22 protein-coding genes are annotated in these 20,304 nt (G+C 39.5%); 1 reads left to right on the top strand and 21 read right to left on the bottom strand.

Annotated elements, in window-relative coordinates; translation table 11 throughout:
* Positions 1-15: 15 nt before the first annotated feature.
* The 16 genes from MHH87_RS06115 to prsW all read right to left on the bottom strand — a co-directional run bounded on the left by MHH87_RS06115 (position 16) and on the right by prsW (position 14,118).
* Positions 16-729, bottom strand: a complete 714-nt coding sequence (locus MHH87_RS06115; RefSeq protein WP_340748441.1) for a demethylmenaquinone methyltransferase — start codon at positions 727-729, stop codon at positions 16-18.
* A gap of 11 nt (positions 730-740) precedes the next feature.
* Complete coding sequence (locus MHH87_RS06110; protein WP_340748440.1) at positions 741-1,490, bottom strand: heptaprenyl diphosphate synthase component 1; 750 nt, start codon at positions 1,488-1,490, stop codon at positions 741-743.
* A gap of 40 nt (positions 1,491-1,530) precedes the next feature.
* Positions 1,531-1,752, bottom strand: coding sequence for a trp RNA-binding attenuation protein MtrB (mtrB, locus tag MHH87_RS06105; protein WP_340748439.1), 222 nt, complete (start codon positions 1,750-1,752; stop codon positions 1,531-1,533).
* A 59-nt stretch (positions 1,753-1,811) separates the two neighbouring features.
* Positions 1,812-2,381 carry a GTP cyclohydrolase I FolE gene (gene folE, locus MHH87_RS06100; protein ID WP_340748438.1) on the bottom strand — a complete coding sequence of 190 codons (570 nt, stop codon included), beginning with the start codon at positions 2,379-2,381 and terminating at the stop codon, positions 1,812-1,814.
* A gap of 208 nt (positions 2,382-2,589) precedes the next feature.
* Complete coding sequence (locus MHH87_RS06095; RefSeq protein ID WP_340748437.1) at positions 2,590-2,862, bottom strand: HU family DNA-binding protein; 273 nt, start codon at positions 2,860-2,862, stop codon at positions 2,590-2,592.
* A gap of 202 nt (positions 2,863-3,064) precedes the next feature.
* Positions 3,065-4,543, bottom strand: a complete 1,479-nt coding sequence (spoIVA, locus tag MHH87_RS06090; RefSeq protein ID WP_340750903.1) for a stage IV sporulation protein A — start codon at positions 4,541-4,543, stop codon at positions 3,065-3,067.
* A gap of 86 nt (positions 4,544-4,629) precedes the next feature.
* Positions 4,630-5,346: a hypothetical protein gene (locus MHH87_RS06085; protein ID WP_340748436.1), complete on the bottom strand. Its 717-nt coding sequence runs from the start codon at positions 5,344-5,346 to the stop codon at positions 4,630-4,632.
* Between the two features lie 22 nt (positions 5,347-5,368).
* Complete coding sequence (locus MHH87_RS06080; protein ID WP_340748435.1) at positions 5,369-5,635, bottom strand: DUF2768 domain-containing protein; 267 nt, start codon at positions 5,633-5,635, stop codon at positions 5,369-5,371.
* A gap of 164 nt (positions 5,636-5,799) precedes the next feature.
* On the bottom strand, positions 5,800-6,813 hold the full coding sequence (locus MHH87_RS06075) for an NAD(P)H-dependent glycerol-3-phosphate dehydrogenase (RefSeq protein WP_340748434.1): 1,014 nt from the start codon (positions 6,811-6,813) through the stop codon (positions 5,800-5,802).
* 24 nt (positions 6,814-6,837) lie between these two features.
* Positions 6,838-8,148 (bottom strand): ribosome biogenesis GTPase Der, encoded by a 1,311-nt coding sequence (der, locus tag MHH87_RS06070; protein ID WP_340748433.1) that lies wholly within the window; start codon positions 8,146-8,148, stop codon positions 6,838-6,840.
* Positions 8,149-8,286: 138 nt separating this feature from the next.
* Positions 8,287-9,435, bottom strand: coding sequence for a 30S ribosomal protein S1 (gene rpsA, locus MHH87_RS06065; protein ID WP_340748432.1), 1,149 nt, complete (start codon positions 9,433-9,435; stop codon positions 8,287-8,289).
* 114 nt (positions 9,436-9,549) lie between these two features.
* A complete protein-coding gene (gene cmk, locus MHH87_RS06060; RefSeq protein ID WP_340748431.1) occupies positions 9,550-10,224 on the bottom strand; it encodes a (d)CMP kinase in 675 nt (224 codons plus the stop codon).
* A 130-nt stretch (positions 10,225-10,354) separates the two neighbouring features.
* Positions 10,355-11,008 (bottom strand): flagellar brake protein, encoded by a 654-nt coding sequence (locus tag MHH87_RS06055; RefSeq protein WP_340748430.1) that lies wholly within the window; start codon positions 11,006-11,008, stop codon positions 10,355-10,357.
* An 88-nt stretch (positions 11,009-11,096) separates the two neighbouring features.
* Positions 11,097-12,380, bottom strand: a complete 1,284-nt coding sequence (locus MHH87_RS06050) for a PepSY1/2 domain-containing protein (RefSeq protein ID WP_340748429.1) — start codon at positions 12,378-12,380, stop codon at positions 11,097-11,099.
* Between the two features lie 12 nt (positions 12,381-12,392).
* Positions 12,393-13,214, bottom strand: a complete 822-nt coding sequence (gene sleB, locus MHH87_RS06045) for a spore cortex-lytic enzyme (protein ID WP_445683082.1) — start codon at positions 13,212-13,214, stop codon at positions 12,393-12,395.
* 229 nt (positions 13,215-13,443) lie between these two features.
* Positions 13,444-14,118, bottom strand: coding sequence for a glutamic-type intramembrane protease PrsW (prsW, locus tag MHH87_RS06040; protein WP_340748427.1), 675 nt, complete (start codon positions 14,116-14,118; stop codon positions 13,444-13,446).
* An 82-nt stretch (positions 14,119-14,200) separates the two neighbouring features.
* Between prsW and MHH87_RS06035 the strand changes: the two genes are divergently transcribed.
* Positions 14,201-15,175 carry an asparaginase gene (locus MHH87_RS06035; RefSeq protein WP_340748426.1) on the top strand — a complete coding sequence of 325 codons (975 nt, stop codon included), beginning with the start codon at positions 14,201-14,203 and terminating at the stop codon, positions 15,173-15,175.
* A gap of 45 nt (positions 15,176-15,220) precedes the next feature.
* Here the strand turns inward: MHH87_RS06035 and MHH87_RS06030 are convergent, their stop codons facing one another.
* From MHH87_RS06030 to MHH87_RS06010, 5 genes are all read right to left on the bottom strand, one after another.
* Positions 15,221-16,186 (bottom strand): YpdA family putative bacillithiol disulfide reductase, encoded by a 966-nt coding sequence (locus MHH87_RS06030; protein WP_340748425.1) that lies wholly within the window; start codon positions 16,184-16,186, stop codon positions 15,221-15,223.
* A gap of 52 nt (positions 16,187-16,238) precedes the next feature.
* Positions 16,239-17,003 (bottom strand): metallophosphoesterase, encoded by a 765-nt coding sequence (locus tag MHH87_RS06025; RefSeq protein WP_340748424.1) that lies wholly within the window; start codon positions 17,001-17,003, stop codon positions 16,239-16,241.
* 94 nt (positions 17,004-17,097) lie between these two features.
* Positions 17,098-17,724 carry a LysM peptidoglycan-binding domain-containing protein gene (locus MHH87_RS06020; protein ID WP_340748423.1) on the bottom strand — a complete coding sequence of 209 codons (627 nt, stop codon included), beginning with the start codon at positions 17,722-17,724 and terminating at the stop codon, positions 17,098-17,100.
* 81 nt (positions 17,725-17,805) lie between these two features.
* Positions 17,806-19,251 carry a RecQ family ATP-dependent DNA helicase gene (locus tag MHH87_RS06015; protein WP_340748422.1) on the bottom strand — a complete coding sequence of 482 codons (1,446 nt, stop codon included), beginning with the start codon at positions 19,249-19,251 and terminating at the stop codon, positions 17,806-17,808.
* Entirely contained in the window at positions 19,251-20,288 is a 1,038-nt protein-coding gene (locus MHH87_RS06010; RefSeq protein WP_340748421.1) for a helix-turn-helix domain-containing protein, read from the bottom strand. The genes MHH87_RS06015 and MHH87_RS06010 overlap by 1 nt, the downstream gene beginning before the upstream one ends.
* Between the last annotated feature and the right edge of the window lie 16 nt (positions 20,289-20,304).

The following is a 20,304-nucleotide window of genomic DNA, read 5'->3' as shown; positions in this document are numbered from 1 at the left end:
CAAAACCTTCTCCCACTAGAGTTCTTTTTTTAGGCCCATATGCATCGCTGCCGCTCCGCCACTATAGCCTTTATACGTCACTTTTTCAAAGCCGGCCTCACCGAACATAGTTGCTAGCTTTCTCATGCCTGGGAAGTCATTTGCAGACTCTTGTAGCCATGAGTACTCTTTATAGCTTTTCGCAAAAAGTTTACCGAAAATCGGCATAATGAATTTAAAGTAGAATCGGAATAGTTGTCGGTAACCAGGAATTTCAGATTGTGAAGTTTCTAAACACACGGCTATACCACCTGGTTTTAAGACACGATTCATTTCACGTAACACTTGCATATAATCCGGAACATTTCGCAAGCCAAAACCAATTGTGACATAATCAAATGAATTATCCTCAAATGGTAGCTCCATCGCATTCCCATGTAGAAGCTCAATTTGAGGATAGGGCTTCACTTTGTCTTCACCAACTTTCAGCATGTTTTTACTGAAATCTAGCCCCTTTACCATTCCCTGCTCACCAGCAGCCTTCGCAAGTGCAATTGTCCAATCTGCTGTCCCACAGCAAACGTCTAAGCATTTTGCGCCCGGTTGTACATTCATACGCTTCATTGTATCTTCACGCCACTTCACGTGCATTTGAAAGCTAATTACTGAGTTCATTTTGTCATAGCTCTCAGAAATCGTTTCAAATACTTCGTGTACATGTTGTTCTTTCGATTTTGTCATTGTTTTCAAAACCTTTCTTGTCACTTATGACGAGACGTCATGCTCTTGATGTGTTGTTTCAATTCTTCGTTTAAAAGCTTTGAAGATTGTAACTGTTCATCTAGAGCACCTGTAAGCGCCATAATTTCTCGGTGCAGTTCGTCTTGAATTGATTGGGACGCTAGCACACTCTCTGCTAATGCTCGTCCAAATAAGGATGCTTGACCGTTTTCAAGCTTTTCGAGCTCAAGCTGTAATCGTACAATAGTAAGAGCTACTTTTAGATATGGTTTATATGCTTCGAAACCATAGACATCATAAAACTGTTCGATTAACTCACACTCAATTACAGTTAAGCTTTCAATCCACTGTGCAAAACTTCGATTAGCTGACTCATAAACCGCAATTTGATGCTCACAACGGTTTACAATCCCTTTAGAGAGCTTTTGAATCAACAAAACATTACCTGTATGCGCTAACAACTGATAGTAGCGCCCACTATAATAATCACCCGACAGAACGGTCAACTGCTGTTCTAAGCTCGTTGCGTTCTGCTCTTGTATTTTATCATGCTCAACTAAGGACGCATGGACTATGCCCACTGTCGTCGCACTAATTATGCGTTCCCCATTCAATACTTCATCATTTAAAAAGGGAAGTTGAATGAAAAATAGCTGATTTTGATCTAAAGTCGGTTCCCCTGTATAGTGTAATAATGCTCTATGACGAACATGCATGAAAATATTTGATTTTAATTGCTCTATTGCTTTCGGAATGTATGTTGCATCCATAGAAATTACTCCATTTCAGTGTTGTATCAATGTCAAAGCTTTATTTTTTTGAACCGCTTTGGATAACTCCATGTGCGGAATGAATTTGGGCTTTACCACGGATTTTCATTGCAGACGTGTGCTCCGTAAACTGCGCAATCATTACTTCGCCTGCATCTAGCTTTTCTGAATGATGGAATTTTGTATCTGTACCACGCGTTAAGCCAATTACGTGGACGCCATCTTCTTCTGCTTCAATAATAATATAATCAGGTTGTGTCATCGTCCGATTCTCCCCATTACAACATTTTCTATGTTTATCATATCACAAAATCCAGCAAATTAAGACATCTGAATAAATGTAATTACTTCGCGACGCTTCACTTCATCCGTTTCATAAACACCACGTGCAGCAGATGTAATTGTTTTTGAACCTGGTTTTTTTAGTCCGCGCATTGTCATACACATATGCTCGGCTTCTACTACAACGTAAACGCCTTTTGGATCCAGCATTTCCATAATCGTCTCAGCAACCTTCGATGTAATGCGCTCTTGTAGCTGCGGACGACGAGCAACCGATTCTACACAACGACCTAGCTTACTTAAGCCTGCTACTTTGCCATTTTTGGGGATATATGCTACATGTGCTTTCCCGTAAAACGGAACTAAATGATGCTCACACATTGAATAAAACGGAATATCCTTAACAAGAACAAATTCTTCGTGATCTTCATGAAAAACTGTACTGAAAAAGTCACGTGGATCTTCATTTAATCCACTAAACATTTCAGCGTACATTTTAGATACCCTCTTCGGCGTATCCAGTAAACCTTCACGTTCTACATCTTCCCCTACAGCTTCTAAGATCATTTTTACTGCTTCTTCTATCTTTTTTAAATCAACATTCGTCATGAAAACAAATCCTCCTAAAACAATTTACAGTTCATTTTAACAAATGAATCGTAGCATATCCTCCCAAGAAGTTCAAAAGCCGATTCTTCAATCGGAGAAATCGAACATAATTGAAAGAAAAATACGTCATTTTTTTGATCTGTGCTTATGTAAAAAGAGCAGCCTTCATGAATTCATGAAGGCTGCTCTATGTAACTCGAGACGTGTATTATTTTACAGCATCTTTAAGCGCTTTACCTGGTTTAAAAGCAGGTACTTTGCTTGCAGCGATTTCGATTTCTTCACCAGATTGTGGGTTACGACCTTTACGAGCCGCACGCTCACGCACTTCGAAGTTACCAAAACCGATTAATTGTACTTTGTCACCCTTTGCAAGAGTATCTTGAATTGTATCAAATACCGCTTCAACTGCTTTAGAAGCGTCTTTCTTAGAAAGACCTGCAGCTTCAGCAACAGAGTTAACTAATTCTGTTTTATTCACACCATTCACCTCCTCTCAAAGGTTCATGAATCTAAATCCTGTAAAAAGAGTAACACATGCAAAACCGCGACGCAACTGTATTTACCCATGTTTTATAGATAAATACGGTTTTTTTAGAATAAAACACAAATTACAGGACATTTCACCTATTAGGCAAACCATCCTGTACATATTTTTACAATTTTTGTATTTTTCTAAATCTCTAAATAATAAATGTAATGAGCCCTCTATCGCCTTCATTTACCATGCGCTCTATTGTTTGGCGCATTCTTTTCTTCGCACTAGCTGGTACAGCATTCATTTTGTAGCGGATGCTTTCTTTTAAAACTTCATGTAATGGTGTACCAAATAATTGTGTTTGCCACAAAGCCTGACGATCAAAATTATATGCATGTGTTAAATCTTTTAGTAATTGCTGACTGTGGAATTCCGAGCCAATAAGTGGTGCAAATTCTGACTCCATATCGATACGAATAACATGGTAGGAAGGAGCTGTTGCTTTCATACGCACGCCAAAGAAGTTATTTTGCTTGATCAGCTCTGGCTCATTTGGTGAAAACTCTTCCATTGTTGGCAATGTCACACCATAACCATGCTCTCTCGCTTGATTAATCGCTTCACGGAAACGTTTATGCGCTTCCTTTGCTTCGGCAGCTTCCTTGATGAATAGTAGCCAATCCTTTTTAGACTCTACAGGAGAATCCAACCACTGCTTACATACAAATTTATACGTTTCCGGGGTAATCGTAAGACGAATCGTGGCAACACCTAAACCTGCATCAACACGCGCTACCTCACTACTCTCAACAAATTCTAACTGCTGTAGCATATCCGTTGCCTGTTGCACATCTCGAATTTTCATCGACTCGCCACTTAATTGTTCGATAGCCTCACGCAATGTGGCATTCAGTTCATGTGAGGGTTCTAACACATCAAGCCAGTCTGGTTTTTCTACCTCAATTTGGTCCACGGAAAACTCAAAAAGCGCCTCCTGCAAAATATAAGCGATATCGCTCACCTGCATTTGATCCACCGAAACAGCAATGACTGGCACATCATATTTATCAATTAATTGATTGCGTAAATTTGCCGTCTCTGCATGCGCGGGCATTGTACTATTTAATACAATAACAAAAGGTTTACCGATATCTTGCAGTTGCTGAATAATTTGCTCTTCCGCCACTTGTGCAGCTTGACGAGCAATTCCATTTACCGTACCATCCGTTGTCACGACAACGCCGATATTAGCATGATCACGAATGACCTTATCTGTACCTATTTTCGCAGCCTCTTGAAAGGCGATAGGTTCATTATGCCAAGGCGTATGAACGTATTTCGGACCATTTTCATCCTCATACCCACGTACCCCATCAATAATATATCCTACACAATCAGCTAAACGAATTCGGAATGGTATAGCGCTGTCGCCAATTGTAATCGTTGTCCCCTGGGCAGGAACAAATTTTGGCTCTGCTGTCATAATGACTGGACCTGGTGAACTTTGTGGCAACTCGTCCATTGCACGCCTACGATCGTCCTCATTTATGATATTCGGTAAAACGACCCCTTCCATGACTTTTTTCACAAACGTCGACTTGCCAACGCGTACGGGCCCTACAACGCCGATATATACATCGCCATTTGTTCGTTCTGCTAGTTGTTGAAATACTTGTTCGCTTATATCTGCTCCCCCTTTTCATATTAATTTATGTAGTACTCACTAATTATATGAAAAAAACCTCACACAAATGCTGTGTGAGGTTTTTATTATTTCGTTGGGTCGTACATGAAGACCGGTTCATTATTTTCATCTACTGTATAAGGAAGCGAGTAGGCAGGTACAACTGGATATGCTTCAACAAGTAAATTTCGAATATCTTCGCCCGGCTCTACAGTAACATTATTTTCTTGAATAAATTGATATAAATCAATCGAGTAGTCGACAAATAAGTCACCTTCAGATGTTACGATAATAGGCAATTGATTGTTAGAGTACGGACTTGGAACCGTAATTTCCTCTTTATAGCCAATATTTTCAAAATTAATAGTGTACACATACTCAGCTAGCTTATCCTTGTATTGCGGATAAGTTGTCGCCATAAAGCGAATATTTACTTCACGCATACGCTCAGGTACACGTAAATCAACAAGCTTCACAGTCGGGGTTTCTTCTGGATTCCAAATAATATATTGGAAAAGACCACCCTTTTCGAAAGAATTAGCTGGTGAGCTCGCTAAATATTTCGGTACAAGTTTTTCAAAATCAATTAAATATTTTATAAAAACATCTGTATCCATATCACGAGTTTTAATCGGCAGGACGCCTGTTTCTTTTTGGAAGTCATTTACCGCACGTTGTACCGCTGCCAACTGATCCACATCTGGCACTTGGTTCTCCGTTTTTTGTTCTTCTGGAAACATACAACCCGCAAGAAGCACAGCCGTCATTGCAAATAAAACAAGTAATTTCCACCCTTTTATCATCTTTACACCACCAATATACGCTTTAATTTGGCCAAGTCGCTACGACCAGTACCATTAAGAACGAACCAATTAATAACATTCCATAGGCAAGAAATTTCAAAATAAATGCCAGCACCGGATTATTGATCCATTTTCTTACTACTGAAATTAATAATACAGAAAAAATTAATAAGCCAATTGCATAAAAGGACACCCACATTACATCTAGAGCGTGCATTTGCGCTAACGGGCCTCTCGCCGAATTCAATAAAAACATGGAAGCATCCATAAAATAGTATGGATTCTGCAACTTTAAAACCGCCTTTCAAACAAATATGTAATTACACACTGATAGTAATTATACCGTTTTAGCTATTAAAAGAATAGGAGGTATGCATGCATACCTCCTTCATTTGTGACAATTTATTAAATTTTTAGCGCTGTTTAAACATTCGTGGGCGAAATCACTTTTCTTTAGCGCATATCGTCAATTTCTCGTTTTTTCATACGAATCATCAGTTCATCGACAGCGGCTTTCGGTTCTTTATCATTAAATAGCACTTCAAATAAGGCAGAAGTAATTGGCATCGGCACATCGTATTTCAACGCTAGCTGATGTGCAGCCTTCGTCGTACGTACACCTTCTACAACCATGCCCATTTGTTCCAACACTTCTGGTAACTTCATGCCTTTACCAAGTAAATTGCCTGCACGCCAGTTACGTGAATGGACACTTGTACATGTAACGATTAAATCGCCCATACCCGTTAATCCAGCAAAGGTAAACGGATTACCACCCATCTTCACTCCAAGACGTGTAATCTCTGCTAAGCCGCGTGTAATTAACGCTGCCTTTGCATTATCCCCGTAATTTAAGCCGTCTGTAATGCCTGCCGCTAAAGCAATAACATTTTTCAACGCACCACCGATTTCAACACCAATTACATCATCATTCGTATACACACGGAAATAGCCGTTCATAAATAAATCTTGAACCTTTTCAGCAGCTACCAAGTTAGCACAGGCTGCCGTAATTGTTGTTGGATATTGTAGTACAACTTCTTCCGCATGGCTTGGTCCTGATAAAACAACGATGTCTTCGATGACTTCCAGATTTAAGCTTTCATTCATTAACTCTGAAATACGTAATAATGAATCCGGCTCAATTCCTTTTGAAACATGGACGAATAAAACTTTTTTTGCAAGTATGCCTGATAAATTTTCGCATACTTCACGAATTGCCTTCGTTGGCACTGCCACAACAATTGTCGTCGCGTGCGCAGCAGCTTTTGCTAGTTCATGCGTTGCCGCTAGATTGGTCGGTAATGTGGAATTCGGCAAATATTTTTTATTCGTATGGTGTTCATTAATTTCAATTGCCTGGTCCTCGCGGTGCGTCCAAAGCAATGTATTATGCCCATTTTCAGCAAGCACAACGGCAAGTGCAGATCCCCAAGAACCTGCTCCTAAAACTGTAACATTTTCCATACTTTCTGTCCCCTTAAGTTCAAATTAGTCACGCGCACGTGTAATTAAACGAATTGGAGTTCCTTCAAAATCAAATGTTTCACGAATACGGTTTTCTAAGAAACGCTCATACGAGAAGTGCATTAGCTCCGGTTCATTCACAAATACAACAAATGTTGGTGGCTTAATGGCAACTTGTGTTGCATAGTACAGACGTAGACGTCGCCCTTTGTCTGTTGGGGCCGGGTTACGTGCTACTGCATCTTCAATTACTTCATTTAAAATAGAAGATTGAATACGCATTGCATGGTTTTCACTTACGCGTTGAATTACTGGTAATAAGTTAAGCACACGCTGCTTCGTTTTCGCAGATACGAAGACGATCGGCGCATAGTCTAAGAATAAGAAATGCTCACGAATTTGATGTGTATAGAAATTCATTGTTTTTTCGTCTTTTTCAATCGCATCCCATTTGTTGACAACGATAATAACAGCTTTCCCTGCTTCATGTGCGTATCCTGCAATTTTTTTATCTTGCTCCTGGATACCTTCTTCAGCATTGAAAACAACTAATACAACGTCAGAACGTTCAATTGCTCGTAGCGCACGTAATACTGAATACTTTTCAGTTGTTTCGTACACTTTCCCTTTTTTACGCATACCTGCCGTGTCAATGATGACATAATCTTGTCCATCATGTGAGTAGGGTGAGTCAATTGCGTCACGTGTTGTACCAGAAATATCACTTACGATTACACGTTCTTGACCTAAGAATGCATTTACTAATGATGATTTACCAACGTTTGGACGTCCAATAAGTGAGAATTTAATTGTATCTTCATCATATTGCTCTTCGTCCTCTTCCGGGAAATGCTTCGCACATTCATCAAGTAAATCCCCAAGACCTAAGCCGTGAGAACCTGAAATCGGCCAAGGCTCACCGAAACCTAATGAGTAGAAATCATAAATCATTTCACGCATGTCCGGGTTATCTACTTTATTTACTGCTAAAACAACCGGTTTCTTTGTTTTGTATAAAATTTTTGCTACTTGCTCATCCGCAGCTGTTACACCTTCACGACCATTTGTCATGAAAATAATTACATCTGCCTCATCAATTGCAATTTCTGCTTGTTGACGAATTTGTTCTAAAAACGGCTCGTCTCCGATTTCGATACCACCCGTATCAATAATATTAAATTCATGTGCTAGCCAATCTGCCGAACTATAAATACGGTCACGTGTTACACCTGGAATATCTTCCACGATTGATACACGTTCTCCAACGATACGGTTGAAAATTGTCGATTTACCTACGTTCGGACGACCTACGATGGCGATTACTGGTTTTGTCATCTGTACTTCATCCTTCCAAACTCTAATCTTTCTGTATTATACACGAATTCCGCCATTATAGCATTTTTTCGAAACATTCTAAAGGTTAACATGTGTACGCAAAAAAAAACGAACGCATCAAAGCGTCCGTTTTTTTGATTAATCTCTATTTGCAAAACCTTTTAATTTATCACCAATAACATCACTTAAGGAGAATCCTGTGTTTTCTACAGGTAGCACGTAATCAAATACTTCTTCTTTGCCTGGATTTTCAAGTAAGTCTTTAATATTTAAAGCAAGGCGTTTTTCTCCTGCATTTACTTCAAGTACTTTAACTTGTACTTCCTGACCTTCTTTTAATACTTCATGCGGAGTGTTTATATGTTTATGGGAAATTTGAGAAATATGCACAAGTCCTTCAACACCTGGGAATACTTCTACAAATGCACCAAATGTAACAAGGCGTTTTACAACTCCAGTTAAAATCGCTCCTTTAACTGCACGGTTTGTAATATCCGTCCACGGACCAGGAAGTGTATCTTTAATCGATAGCGACACGCGCTCATTTGCTACATCTACCGATAATACTTTAACCTTTACTGTTTGTCCTTCTGAAAGCACAGATGACACATCGTCAATATGCTCATGTGACACTTGAGAGATATGCACAAGTCCATCAATGCCACCTAAATCCACGAATGCACCAAAGCTAGCTAAACGCTGTACCTTGCCTTCTAGCAGATCTCCCTCTTGAATCGTATCAATGACTTGCTTTTTCTTTGATGCTTTTTCCGATTCAACAACGGCACGGTGCGATAAAATTAGGCGCCCCTTGTCCTTATCTAACTCGGTAATTTTAAAGCGCATCGTTCTACCCTTGTAATCTTCAAAATCTTCAACAAAATAATCTTCAACGAGTGAAGCTGGTACGAAGCCGCGTACACCTAAATCGACTACTAAGCCGCCCTTTACGACGTCTTTTACTTCAGCCTCAAAAACTTCACCTGAAGCAAATTTAGCTTCTAGCTTATCCCACGCTTGCAAGGCATCTACCTTGCGCTTCGATAGAACAAAGTTTTCTTCTTCAACTTTCGTAATCATCAAGTTCAGTGTGTCCCCTACAGAGACAACATCCGAAGCTTTTTCAATGTGTAAGCTTGAAAGTTCGCTAATCGGTATAATTCCATCAAAAGGTGCACCCTCTATAGAAACTATTACTGCCTTTTCATCTACTTGTACAGCAATGCCTTTCACAATATCTCCTTCACGAAACTCTTGGTTTGACCCTAAATTCATTTCTTCAGACATATGTAACCCTCCTTCGCATATTCCATTTTTATTTTATTCGAAAACTTCGACAAAAACAAAAAATATACCTTTATTTTCAGAAATTTCATAATGTTGACGTATTTGTTATTTCTTTTACATCATTTTTTCGTTTGCTAATTTTAAAATTTTTGTTGCTGCCTCTTCAATAGTTAATGCCGTTGTATCTAGGTATAGCGCATCTTCTGCTTGAATTAATGGTGATGCCTCACGCTCGCTATCTAATTTATCGCGTAAGGCAATTTCTTCTTGTAAATTTTCGATTGTCGAGGGAATTCCACGGCCCTCATTATCTAAGAAACGGCGACGTGCGCGCTCTTCTACTGATGCAGACATAAATATTTTTAACTCCGCATCTTTTAAGACATGCGTTGCGATATCACGCCCGTCCATTACAACACCACCGTTAGCCGCAAGTTCTTGCTGCATAGTTACTAAAATCCTACGAATATTAGGATGTGCTGCCACTTGTGAAACATTTGATGTTACTTTGTTTGAACGAATGGCATCAGATACATTCTCACCGTCTACAAAAACGAGTTGTCCTTGTGGTGAAGGTTGTAATTTAATTTCTGTTTGACGAAGCATTTCCTCTAAACGAACCGAATCATCTAATTGTATGTTTTGTTGCATTCCTTTATACGTAACTGCGCGGTACATAGCACCTGTATCAATGTAAGTAAATGTTAGTGCCTCTGCTACAATTTTGGCAATTGTGCTTTTTCCAGCACCTGCTGGGCCATCAATTGCAATTTGAATTTTTTTTGTCATAACTATCCCTACTTTCCAATTATATTGTACCATAAATTATTTTATTATTAGTCTCTCAGCATTAGAGGTACGGACAAATTTTAAGCTAAATAAAAAGCCGCAAAAAGATTGCGACTTTCGGAAAAATTGATTATAGTTTGTTCATTTCTTTTTTACGAATTATTAACTGACGCTCAAAGCAAAAGCGAACAATATGCTGTTTATCAAGCTCATCCGTATCGGTAAATTGAACGGAAGCAATATGAGCCTCATCTCGTTCAAAAATACGGATAATGACAGCATCTGTTTGAACATATCGCATATCGCCATTCGAAAATGGTAGGACAATCATAAGTCGCACATAGTCACCGTCTTTAAAATCGACCAGTGACTTTAAATGCAGCGCTGTTCCCCCGGCACTAATGTCCTCGGCAACAAACTGATAGAAACGTCCGTTATGCTCTAATGCGATGTCAACGGGTGTCTCCACACGTACGTACTCCCTACGCTGAATTTTAATAAACTCTTCCTCTGGCGGGCAAGCCAATAAAATCATTGGAATATTCCCTGCTCTGCGCCCTAATACTTCCGTATTAAAAGCAAAGCTCTGCTTATCTTCTGTATGAAAACTTACACGGAATTGCGCGCCATCTACTAAGAATGCCGTTTTCTTTGTCATGACGTTTGTTGGGTAATCAATGTAAATAACATTTTCTTCTTGTTCCACAACTTTACAACGGAATTTTTCAATTCGTTCAGTATAAGTTGGCTCTAATGTAAGTAGTGTACCGATTTTTAGCTCCATCTTTTTCTCCTTGTACGTTATAGAATAGTAATTCTATTATCGCACGGGTTGGCTAAATTTTCTAGATGTTCAGCCGATGTTTTGTATTCTATGGGAGTTGCTCAGTCTTAATCACTTCATGCGTCTCTGCATCGACTACCACACGAAACGTATCATGCAATTCATTTTGTACATGAGCAATCACTTGATAGCATCTTCGCAATTGTAATGTTTTATTATCTGTATAGATCGTTTTCACTTCTTCTACTACTACATTTTCATTAAAGAATTTATCCCAATCAACCGGGGTAACTGGCTGGTCCTTGATTGATTCTTTTTGAATGTATTCCATCGCGTTGACACCGAGTACTTCCCCATTATCCTTCGCAAGCTTCACCTGAATGCTGTCCGGATAAACAAGCGCTTCATCCTCCCCGTAAACACGAGTAAATACAAAATGCCACGCCTCATGATTTTCACGTGATTCTGAGATTACAACATCCTTGTAACCGACTTGTTCCATAAATTGCTCTGCTTTTTGCACGATTTGCTCATGTGATTGTGCTTCCTTACGAATAGGGCGCTCTAATAAAAAGGATAACAAATGACCGCCATTTTCCGTAATATCTGCATAACCAATACGGGCTCCTCGGATAAATTGAATATGATAAAACGGATACGATGCATCATCATGGCTTTTCGTAACAGTTAAGGCTGCCTCAGAAATACCTGGGAAAAATTTTTGGAACTTATTAATAGCCTCCTGCTTCGTCACCTGTTTGTCCATTAAATGCTTTAAGTCCCGCTTCTTCTCATAATCAGATTCACTTGCCGTTAATGGAAAGTCCGTTTCGTTATAGCTCTTTAACTGCGTAGAAACTGTTTTAAACGGTGATTCAGAGAGTTCCATTGTCTGATTTGTCGACCATTTACTATAATCGCCGTCCTGCTCATAAAATTTTGCGGTCGCCACCGTCCATTCCTCCGTAAACGAATGTAAGTTTGGGGTTACCTTGTCCATTTGTTTACGCCACACAGATGCGTCTTCACTCGCGGCAGCAACTTTTGCCGAATCACCAATTTTCCCTAAATAACGCATCCATTGCGTTGTTACTTCTTCATGCAATGGCAAATTGGATACCGTATTGCGTAAATCACTGCTCATGCGCCAAATATTATCTAGCTCATTATTTAGCGCCTTCTCATCCTCAAAAAGCAATGACTGTGAAATGGTTTTATGAAGCAATGAAAGTTTTTCAGATGCATTAGTTAGTTCGTTTGTATAACGAGTATGAAGTGCCTGTTCGAGCTGATTGTTACTGCGATTAGCTCCAAATGCATATATGCCTAATGCCACGACAACAATAGTTAATAAATAAACTAGATTTTTCATCGGCACGCTCCTTTATAAGCAGAAAATATGCTCGCCTATCTGTTTAATTTGTGGTCGTGTCCAAATCCATTTACTTGTCGCCGTTTCAGGATTGAAATAGTACAAGGCATTTTCAGATGGGTCCCAACCATTTAGCGCATCAAGTACTGCTTCTTTTGCTCGTGCATTCGGTGTCAGCCAAATTTGCCCATCAGCAACTGCGGTAAACGCACCTGGCTGAAAAATAATACCTGAAATAGAATCCGGGAACTCTGAAGATTCCAAACGATTTAAAATTACAGCGGCCACCGCTACTTGCCCTTCGTACGGTTCACCACGTGCCTCACCGTAAACAGCATTCGCGAGTATTTGCAAATCTCGTTCAGAATACTTTGCTGGTAACTGGATGTCTGAACTTGAGGAACTACCCGCACCCTTTTGTACTTGTTGCTCTAACGGTGTCCCGCCGTAATAAGTAAAGCGGTTGCCTTGCTTAATTTGATTCTTCACAAAAGCCTCGTCGTAATCCGAGTTGTTCACAAGCTTATTTTTAGTGTTCTTACCTGCAATACCATCGATTGGCAGTCCATACTGCTCCTGAAAATTACGTAACGCCCAGTAAGTACCATAGCCAAATTTACCGTCAATTTTCCCGTGATAATAACTCAAATATTGTAGCCTAGCTTGTAGCTCATACACGTCATCCCCAAAGGCGCCGCGCTGGATTATTTGTCCCGTAAAAGCTGTCGCTTGGAGCGATAGGCTTAGACTAAATATGAGAACAAGATAAATTATTCGTTTCAATGTCTTCCACTCCTTTTTCTTAGGATGGAAGGAAGATACTGATTTATACATTAGAAAGACACATCTCGCCAAAAATAGGGCGAGATGCTGTCCTTACTTATGTAGATAAGAAAGTTATACTTACTTATCTACCAAAAAAAGCTTTTATTCACCAAAGTAAATAAAAGCTTTAATAACGGCCTAGTTGGGATAATATTAAACTTCAATCAGTTTCTATTTTCTCTCGTTGTTAGTGTACCGAGTTAGTTATAGGCAGTAACTATTTTACTTGCGCTAAACCTTAATGACCATTTATTCGGGATAAATGCTCAACTAAATGCTGATGAGCGAGCTTCACCTTACGCAGCGCAAACCACCAAAGAAATAACATGAACGGAAGCATTAAGTAGACGAAATTCCCTTCAAGTGTCAAAATTGCATTATAGCTAAAATGCAGAATAATTGGCCCTGTTAATGCTACCAACAAGTATTCCGTTTGTTTGTCATTCATTGAAAACTTACTTTTACCAAAGTAATAACCCATCACAACACCAAAAAGTGCATGACTGGATACCGGTAACAACGCGCGCATAAATGCTGTGTCCAATCCAAATGACAATAAATAAATGACATTTTCAACAGTAGCAAATCCAAGTGACACAGCCGCTCCGTAAAGAATGCCGTCATAAGGATCATCAAATTCAACATGACGTAAAATCGTTATAAAAATAACGAACCATTTAAAAAATTCCTCCATCGCACTCGTAAATACAACATTGGAGACGAATGGACTTGAAAAGGTGCCCTCTGCCTGCAATACATATTGAATAAATAAAATTGGGAACGTTATTAGCCCCCCATAAATAAATGAGTGGAGCAATGTTCTACGCGGTTCGGTAGACATTTGATTACGCAAATAAAAATAGCTTAAAAGCGCTAATCCCGGCGCAATGGCTGCTGATAATATTATGAACATATTGCCGGCTCCTTTCAATCGTGAATACTTATAATTATAGCACTAAACTTACTAATAGAATGTAATTGAGGAGGCTTTTATCATGAAAAAAAACATTTTATTACTCCACACAGGTGGAACAATTTCAATGAATATGAATAATGAAACAGGTGCAGTTATACCAAATAAAAACAATCCACTGATAGGTGCAAATCCTGTCCTTGCAAAGTACGCCAACATCATAGAGGTCGAGGCTTTTAATCTCCCTTCGCCACATGTTACACCGAAAGAAATGCTCACACTGCGCAATTTGATCGTAGACTATACGAAAAAATTTTCTATTGACGGGGTGGTCATTACGCACGGTACCGATACGTTAGAAGAAACGGCTTATTTTTTAGATTTAACAACGCGCTATAAATTCCCGATTGTTTTAACAGGAGCGATGCGTTCATCAAATGAACTTGGTGCGGACGGCGTTTATAACTTAGTCAAAGCTGTGCGGGTTGCTAGCGATGACCAAGCACGTGAAAAAGGTGTCCTCGTTGTTATGAATGATGAGGTACATCTTGCATGTAATATTACGAAAACTTCAACTTCTAGCGTCAATACCTTTCAAAGTCCACAGTATGGTCCGATTGGCTTAATTACGACAAAAAAGGTGCACATTCATCATATGCCTTTGCGTCGCCAATTTGTAGAAGTTGCCAACATTGAAAAACGGGTGTCTCTCCTAAAAGTTTACGCAGGAATGGACGGAGATTTAATTAACGCAATCCTCGGTATGAATTATGACGGAGTTGTATTAGAAGGTCTTGGTCAAGGAAATGTACCACCTGCAGTTGCAGTGAGCATTGACAAGTTGCTCGAAGAAAACATTCCCGTCATCCTCGTATCTCGCTGCTTTAACGGCATTGCAGAAGGTGTTTACGACTATGAAGGCGGCGGTAAAAGCCTCGAAGACAAAGGTGTTATTTTTGCAACAGGCATAAATGGTCAAAAGGCAAGGTTAAAGCTATTAATCGGGTTGAATCAAGTGCAGTCCCCTGTAGATCTAAAAGAATTTTTCGCCAAATAAAAAGCATTTCCATCCTGGCTTTAGCCGCGTTGGAAATGCTTCTTTTTATAATCGTTTACTTGCAATATAGTGCGCAATTTGCCCACCATGGAAGCGACCATTTTCAATAAAAATCTCATTGGCATTATTTCCTGCTGCCAGTACTCCGGCAATAAATAAATTGTCCACATTTGTTTCCATCGTTTCTGGATCATAGTCAGGGCGGCCTGTCTTCTCATCCATCACAACGCCCATCGCTCGAAGAAATCCGTGGTCTGGATGATAGCCCGTCATTGCAAACACCGTATCATTTTTCAGTATTTGCTGCTCGCCTTCAAGTTCGAGATCGACTTCATCAGCTCGAATTTCATTTACCCTGCTATTAAAATGCATTGTGATTTCACCGTCACGCACAAGACCTGCAAATTCAGGTAATACCCAAGGCTTTATACTTGGTGAATAATCATCCCCGCGGTACACAACCGTTACACGCGCACCAGCCTTATGTAACTCTAGCGCAGCATCCACCGCCGAGTTTTTACCGCCAATTACGATGACATCTGTATCGAAAAATTCATGCGCTTCCTTGAAATAATGATGAACTTTCGGCAAGTCCTCACCTGGAATGCCCATATAATTTGGGTGATCGTAATAACCCGTTGCAATAATGACATACGGTGTTTTATAAGTTTGTTTATCCGTTGTTACAGTAAACATATCGCCCGCCTTTTCTACGCGCTCAACTCTTTCAAAACGGTTCACTTGAACATTTTTCGCCTTCACTACTTCCCGATAATAAACAAGTGCTTGATTACGTCGCGGTTTACGTTCCTCAATAATAAATGGCACATTACCAATTGCTAATTTTTCACTTGTACTAAAAAATGTTTGATGTGTTGGGTAATTGTAAATTGCGTTTACAATATTCCCCTTTTCAATGACAACAGGCGTTAATCCGATATTCTGAAGCTCAATGGCCGCCGATAAACCACAAGGACCCCCACCTACGATGACTGCATCGACTGTTTGCATAAAAACATCTCCTTAAAACAATTCAATACCCATATTATACTGCTAAACAAATTTAATTTGTCCGTTTATTCATCGAAACGACTATGTCAATTACGTGACATTCTGGCTTTGCGCCTAACCGAAATGGCACGAGCGTTGTACCGTAACCATTACTAATAAGTGTATGCACTCCCTGTCGTACAGTAAAAGAGCCTTGCGGATGTAAAGCAAATTTACCAAAGCGAATTTGGCCACCATGTAAATGTCCACCCATCATTAAAATCGGCTTAAACTGCTCCACCACTTTATAAAAAATTTGTGGATTATGAGAAATAAAAATGGTTTTTCCATCTTTACATTGTTCAATTGCTTTTTCAATATCGTAATTTGCTGACGTATCATCTATGGCACTGAGCCAAATCGGATTTCTCACATTTGGTAGTAAAAGCGCATCATTTTCAACAACGGTTACATTATACTGCAAAAATAAATCACATAGCCAGTCTTCCCCAACCTCGCGATCATTATTGCCCCATACAAAGTAAACTGGTCCAAGTTGCTTTAGTCGTTTTATATTTTGTTCAATGCGCGGCCTAGGAGTACGTTTATCTGCAAAATCTCCTCCAATTATGACCGCTTGAACTGTCCCCTTAACAGACTGAATCATTGCTTCATTAATGGCACGTACATGTGTATCTGAAATAAAAAAAAGCCGGATTGTTTCCTCTTCACCTTGGATATTTAATTGATGATGATGAATATGATTTTCATTTGCTTGTTTCATCATGATGAGCACAAATGCAATACCGATCGTAAATAAACAATAAATAACGATCATGCTGCCTTCCTCCGTTCCAATAGAAAAAGACGAGGCCGTGATAACGGTCGTCTTTTTCCTTGTCATTTGCGCTTAATGCAAATACCAATAATTATTACGGGATAATTAACACCTGTCCAGCTGAAATGCTATCTGATGATAAATTATTTGCGCGTTTAATTTTATCTATTACACTTCCACTACCATCATTATAATATTTTAGTGCGATACGATATAAATTATCAGTAGATTGGACCGTATGTGTTTTTTGTTGTTCATTAGCCTGAGCTTCTTCGGCTTTTTTCTTCGCTTCTTCCTCTTTTGCTTTTTGCGCAGCGAGTTTTTGTGCCTCTTCAGCTGCCGCTTCTTCCTTTACTGCCTGTTCGTTAGCATCTGCATCCGCTTCATCTTTCTGCTCAGGATCTTTTTCTTGCGATTCATCGATTACAGCGCCACTCGACTCAGCTGGTTCATTTTTTTCCAACTGTACGACAAAATTATCATCATCTTTTTTTACTACTTCTTCCTCTGCAGGATCATAGAAAAACCATACATATCCTAAAATTGTTAACGGAATAAATATAAACACCACTGTCAAAATTGACATTAACGGGTTTCGTTGTTTTTTCGTTTTCTTGTTTTTATGACGATTTGATCGTGACATTCTAGATGTTGGCTCGTTTTTTAACTCAATTTCTTGACGATGCTCCTCAACCTTTTCGCGGTAATCTTTTTTAGTCATTCCAGCAACCCTCCGACTTTCGCTATCTATACTGTATATTATGACGAATTTCCACAAAAAAGTAAACGTTTCGTCGATAATTCAGACGTCTTGAATTAACAATTGTCGTAAGCGCGTCTGCCAGGAAATCGTTGTTACTGGTGCTTGTACTTGTTGTCTTGTTCGAAGGAGCCGATCATAGTCCATGCCACAGCCGGAACAGCAGTTGTCAGGAGTATATGCTAGTATTTGACCAAAATGCTCAACTAAAAGTGCTCGCATACAGCCTTCTGTTTCGATTATTTTCATCATTGCTTTTACCGCCTCATATTTTTTGATTTCCATTGACAGTAAGCGTGATTTTACTTCTTCTAATGTTTCTTGTTGCATCCAATAATGAAGAACACGAAAGGCCGTTTCAGATATTTCGCCCGCATTTATCATATTCACCGGATTTTCCCTTCTTGCACGCATATCTGCATAGCTGTGTGCATGCGCTGCCTTCGGTAAATCATCCGTCACAATAAACTTTGCAAACTGCTCATCCCCATCTGCATATAACAGAAAGACAAGTGAATCCTTGCCATCACGACCCGCTCGTCCAATTTCCTGCATATAGTTCGCTACGGTGGCCGGCATCGATTCATGAATAACTTGACGAATATTATTTTTATGCACGCCCATACCAAATGCATTCGTCGCAATGATCCAGTCCAAATCCCCCGCAATAAACTGTTGTTGAATAAATTGTCGGTCCTGTGCATCTTTCCCCGCATGATAAGCTGCAGCCGCAATTCCTTGCTCTAACAACATTAAACTTATATTCTCGGTTTTTGCGCGAGACTGCGTGTAAATAATACCTGGCCCCTCAGTCTTTTTGACATGTTCAATCATCCAGTCTAGCTTGTCTTCTTTATGTTGAAAAAACTTTTTTGCTAAATGAATATTCGGACGGTCCACATCATGAATAAACTGATACGGTTCGCTCATTTTTAAATACTGTTCTATATCTTTTAAAACCGTCGTTGTCGCCGTTGCTGAAAGCGCAAGTAGAGGCGGTCGATTTGATGCATCTATTGTCTCACCAATGCGTAAATAATCCGGCCTAAAATCAAAGCCCCATTGCGAAATGCAATGTGCCTCATCTGCTACAATAAGTGACAGATCAATTTGTGCCAGACGCTCCTTTACTTGTGGTTGTAGGAGCATTTCAGGTGATGTAAAAATAAAGCGGTACTCATGTAAAAAGTGGAGTGCATAGCGCTTTTGCTCGGGTGTTAAAAAGGAATTTAATGCCACAACTCGCTTCTCACCAAATTGCTTCATTTGGTCAACTTGATCCTGCATAAGAGATAGTAACGGTGAAACAATAAGAACGGGTTTATTAAAAATGTAACCAGGTAGCTGATAGCACAGCGATTTGCCCATCCCGGTTGGTAGTAAGGCGACAACATCTTTACCCGCCATTAATTGTTCAATGACTTCCTTTTGTCCCGGGCGAAACGTTGTGTAACCAAAATGTTTTTGCAATAGTTGTTCAAGCTCCACTATGCTTCGACCCCTTTCGCTAACACGAGTCGTAGCTGGAAAAAGCTTAAATGCGGTACGACTTCATGTAACACTTTTAATTTCTTAGTATTATAATTTTCGATCGCCGTATGCACGAGTGCTTGGTCATCCTCGCTCACAAATTTCTGTACTAAAAACTGATCATCATTCATCGCAAGCTCTACAATATGATCCTCAATCGTACTCGTTTTTAGTCGGCGCAGTTGGCTAATTTGCTCAATGTCATATCCTTGTTTAAATAGTTGCGCAGTTTGAAAGGCAGAGCCGGTTAGCGGAATTTCAATTCGCACATGCTGCGTTAATTGATTTAGGATTGGATAGTGTTCTTTATATTCATATAGTATATTTAACCAATTATGCAAACTACTTATATACCGAAGCTGCACATCAAGCTCCTGCAGTTTCTGCCCAAATGCAAGCTGCTGCCATGTTAAACCCGCTTGTTTGTAGCCAGCAAGGCGGAAAATTACTGTTTCTTTTAATGCTTCATCCACATTTGTTGCGGTTAAACTGGTTTCAATTTCTGCAAGCAATGTACGTTGCAATGTTTTTGTCTGATAGTGATTAGCAATTAAAAATTCACGAACCCACTTTTGCGTACTTTCATTTTTTTCAATTGGGATAAAGGCCCGAACTGCGGCAGACTGGTGAGACAAGCTTTGGACAATCAATGCCAGCCGCGCAAAAAATAAATGTTCATTACCGCGATAATGCCAGCCATCAAAAGTGTATGGGAACGACTCACTTGCCTTCTCACTTCCAAGCTCCGTCATTTGATAGTAGCCGTTTTCTTGCATCGTTATATAGCTATAGGCTAATAATAAATCGACTTCTGCATCAAATTTTTTTCGCGAAAGTTTTGGTAATAGGCCAAAAAATGGGTATAGTTTAAAAATCCCTACGTCTTGAATAGTTTGACCAGAACGTTTGCCCCTAAGCATATGATATGCAGCGGAAACGGTCCGTTCATTATGAAATTTTTGGAAAATTATTAAAAGAATTTGTTGAATTAGCAAATCAAATCCCTCGTTT

The sequence above is a fragment of the Solibacillus sp. FSL H8-0538 genome (genome assembly GCF_038003525.1).
Lineage (GTDB): Bacteria > Bacillota > Bacilli > Bacillales_A > Planococcaceae > JBBOPI01.
The sequence above is the reverse complement of the archived record's forward strand: the minus strand, read 5'-3'. Positions and strand labels throughout refer to the sequence as shown.

What these genes read in the sequence shown, in the direction of transcription:
- MHH87_RS06110 (WP_340748440.1), bottom strand. Translation starts at nt 1,490, where the DNA reads ATGGATGCAACATACATTCCGAAAGCAATAGAGCAATTAAAATCAAAT.
- mtrB (WP_340748439.1), bottom strand. Translation starts at nt 1,752, where the DNA reads ATGACACAACCTGATTATATTATTATTGAAGCAGAAGAAGATGGCGTC.
- folE (WP_340748438.1), bottom strand. Translation starts at nt 2,381, where the DNA reads ATGACGAATGTTGATTTAAAAAAGATAGAAGAAGCAGTAAAAATGATC.
- MHH87_RS06085 (WP_340748436.1), bottom strand. Translation starts at nt 5,346, where the DNA reads ATGATAAAAGGGTGGAAATTACTTGTTTTATTTGCAATGACGGCTGTG.
- MHH87_RS06075 (WP_340748434.1), bottom strand. Translation starts at nt 6,813, where the DNA reads ATGGAAAATGTTACAGTTTTAGGAGCAGGTTCTTGGGGATCTGCACTT.
- der (WP_340748433.1), bottom strand. Translation starts at nt 8,148, where the DNA reads ATGACAAAACCAGTAATCGCCATCGTAGGTCGTCCGAACGTAGGTAAA.
- rpsA (WP_340748432.1), bottom strand. Translation starts at nt 9,435, where the DNA reads ATGTCTGAAGAAATGAATTTAGGGTCAAACCAAGAGTTTCGTGAAGGA.
- cmk (WP_340748431.1), bottom strand. Translation starts at nt 10,224, where the DNA reads ATGACAAAAAAAATTCAAATTGCAATTGATGGCCCAGCAGGTGCTGGA.
- MHH87_RS06055 (WP_340748430.1), bottom strand. Translation starts at nt 11,008, where the DNA reads ATGGAGCTAAAAATCGGTACACTACTTACATTAGAGCCAACTTATACT.
- MHH87_RS06050 (WP_340748429.1), bottom strand. Translation starts at nt 12,380, where the DNA reads ATGAAAAATCTAGTTTATTTATTAACTATTGTTGTCGTGGCATTAGGC.
- sleB (WP_445683082.1), bottom strand. Translation starts at nt 13,214, where the DNA reads ATGTATAAATCAGTATCTTCCTTCCATCCTAAGAAAAAGGAGTGGAAG.
- prsW (WP_340748427.1), bottom strand. Translation starts at nt 14,118, where the DNA reads ATGTTCATAATATTATCAGCAGCCATTGCGCCGGGATTAGCGCTTTTA.
- MHH87_RS06035 (WP_340748426.1), top strand. Translation starts at nt 14,201, where the DNA reads ATGAAAAAAAACATTTTATTACTCCACACAGGTGGAACAATTTCAATG.
- MHH87_RS06030 (WP_340748425.1), bottom strand. Translation starts at nt 16,186, where the DNA reads ATGCAAACAGTCGATGCAGTCATCGTAGGTGGGGGTCCTTGTGGTTTA.
- MHH87_RS06025 (WP_340748424.1), bottom strand. Translation starts at nt 17,003, where the DNA reads ATGATCGTTATTTATTGTTTATTTACGATCGGTATTGCATTTGTGCTC.
- MHH87_RS06020 (WP_340748423.1), bottom strand. Translation starts at nt 17,724, where the DNA reads ATGACTAAAAAAGATTACCGCGAAAAGGTTGAGGAGCATCGTCAAGAA.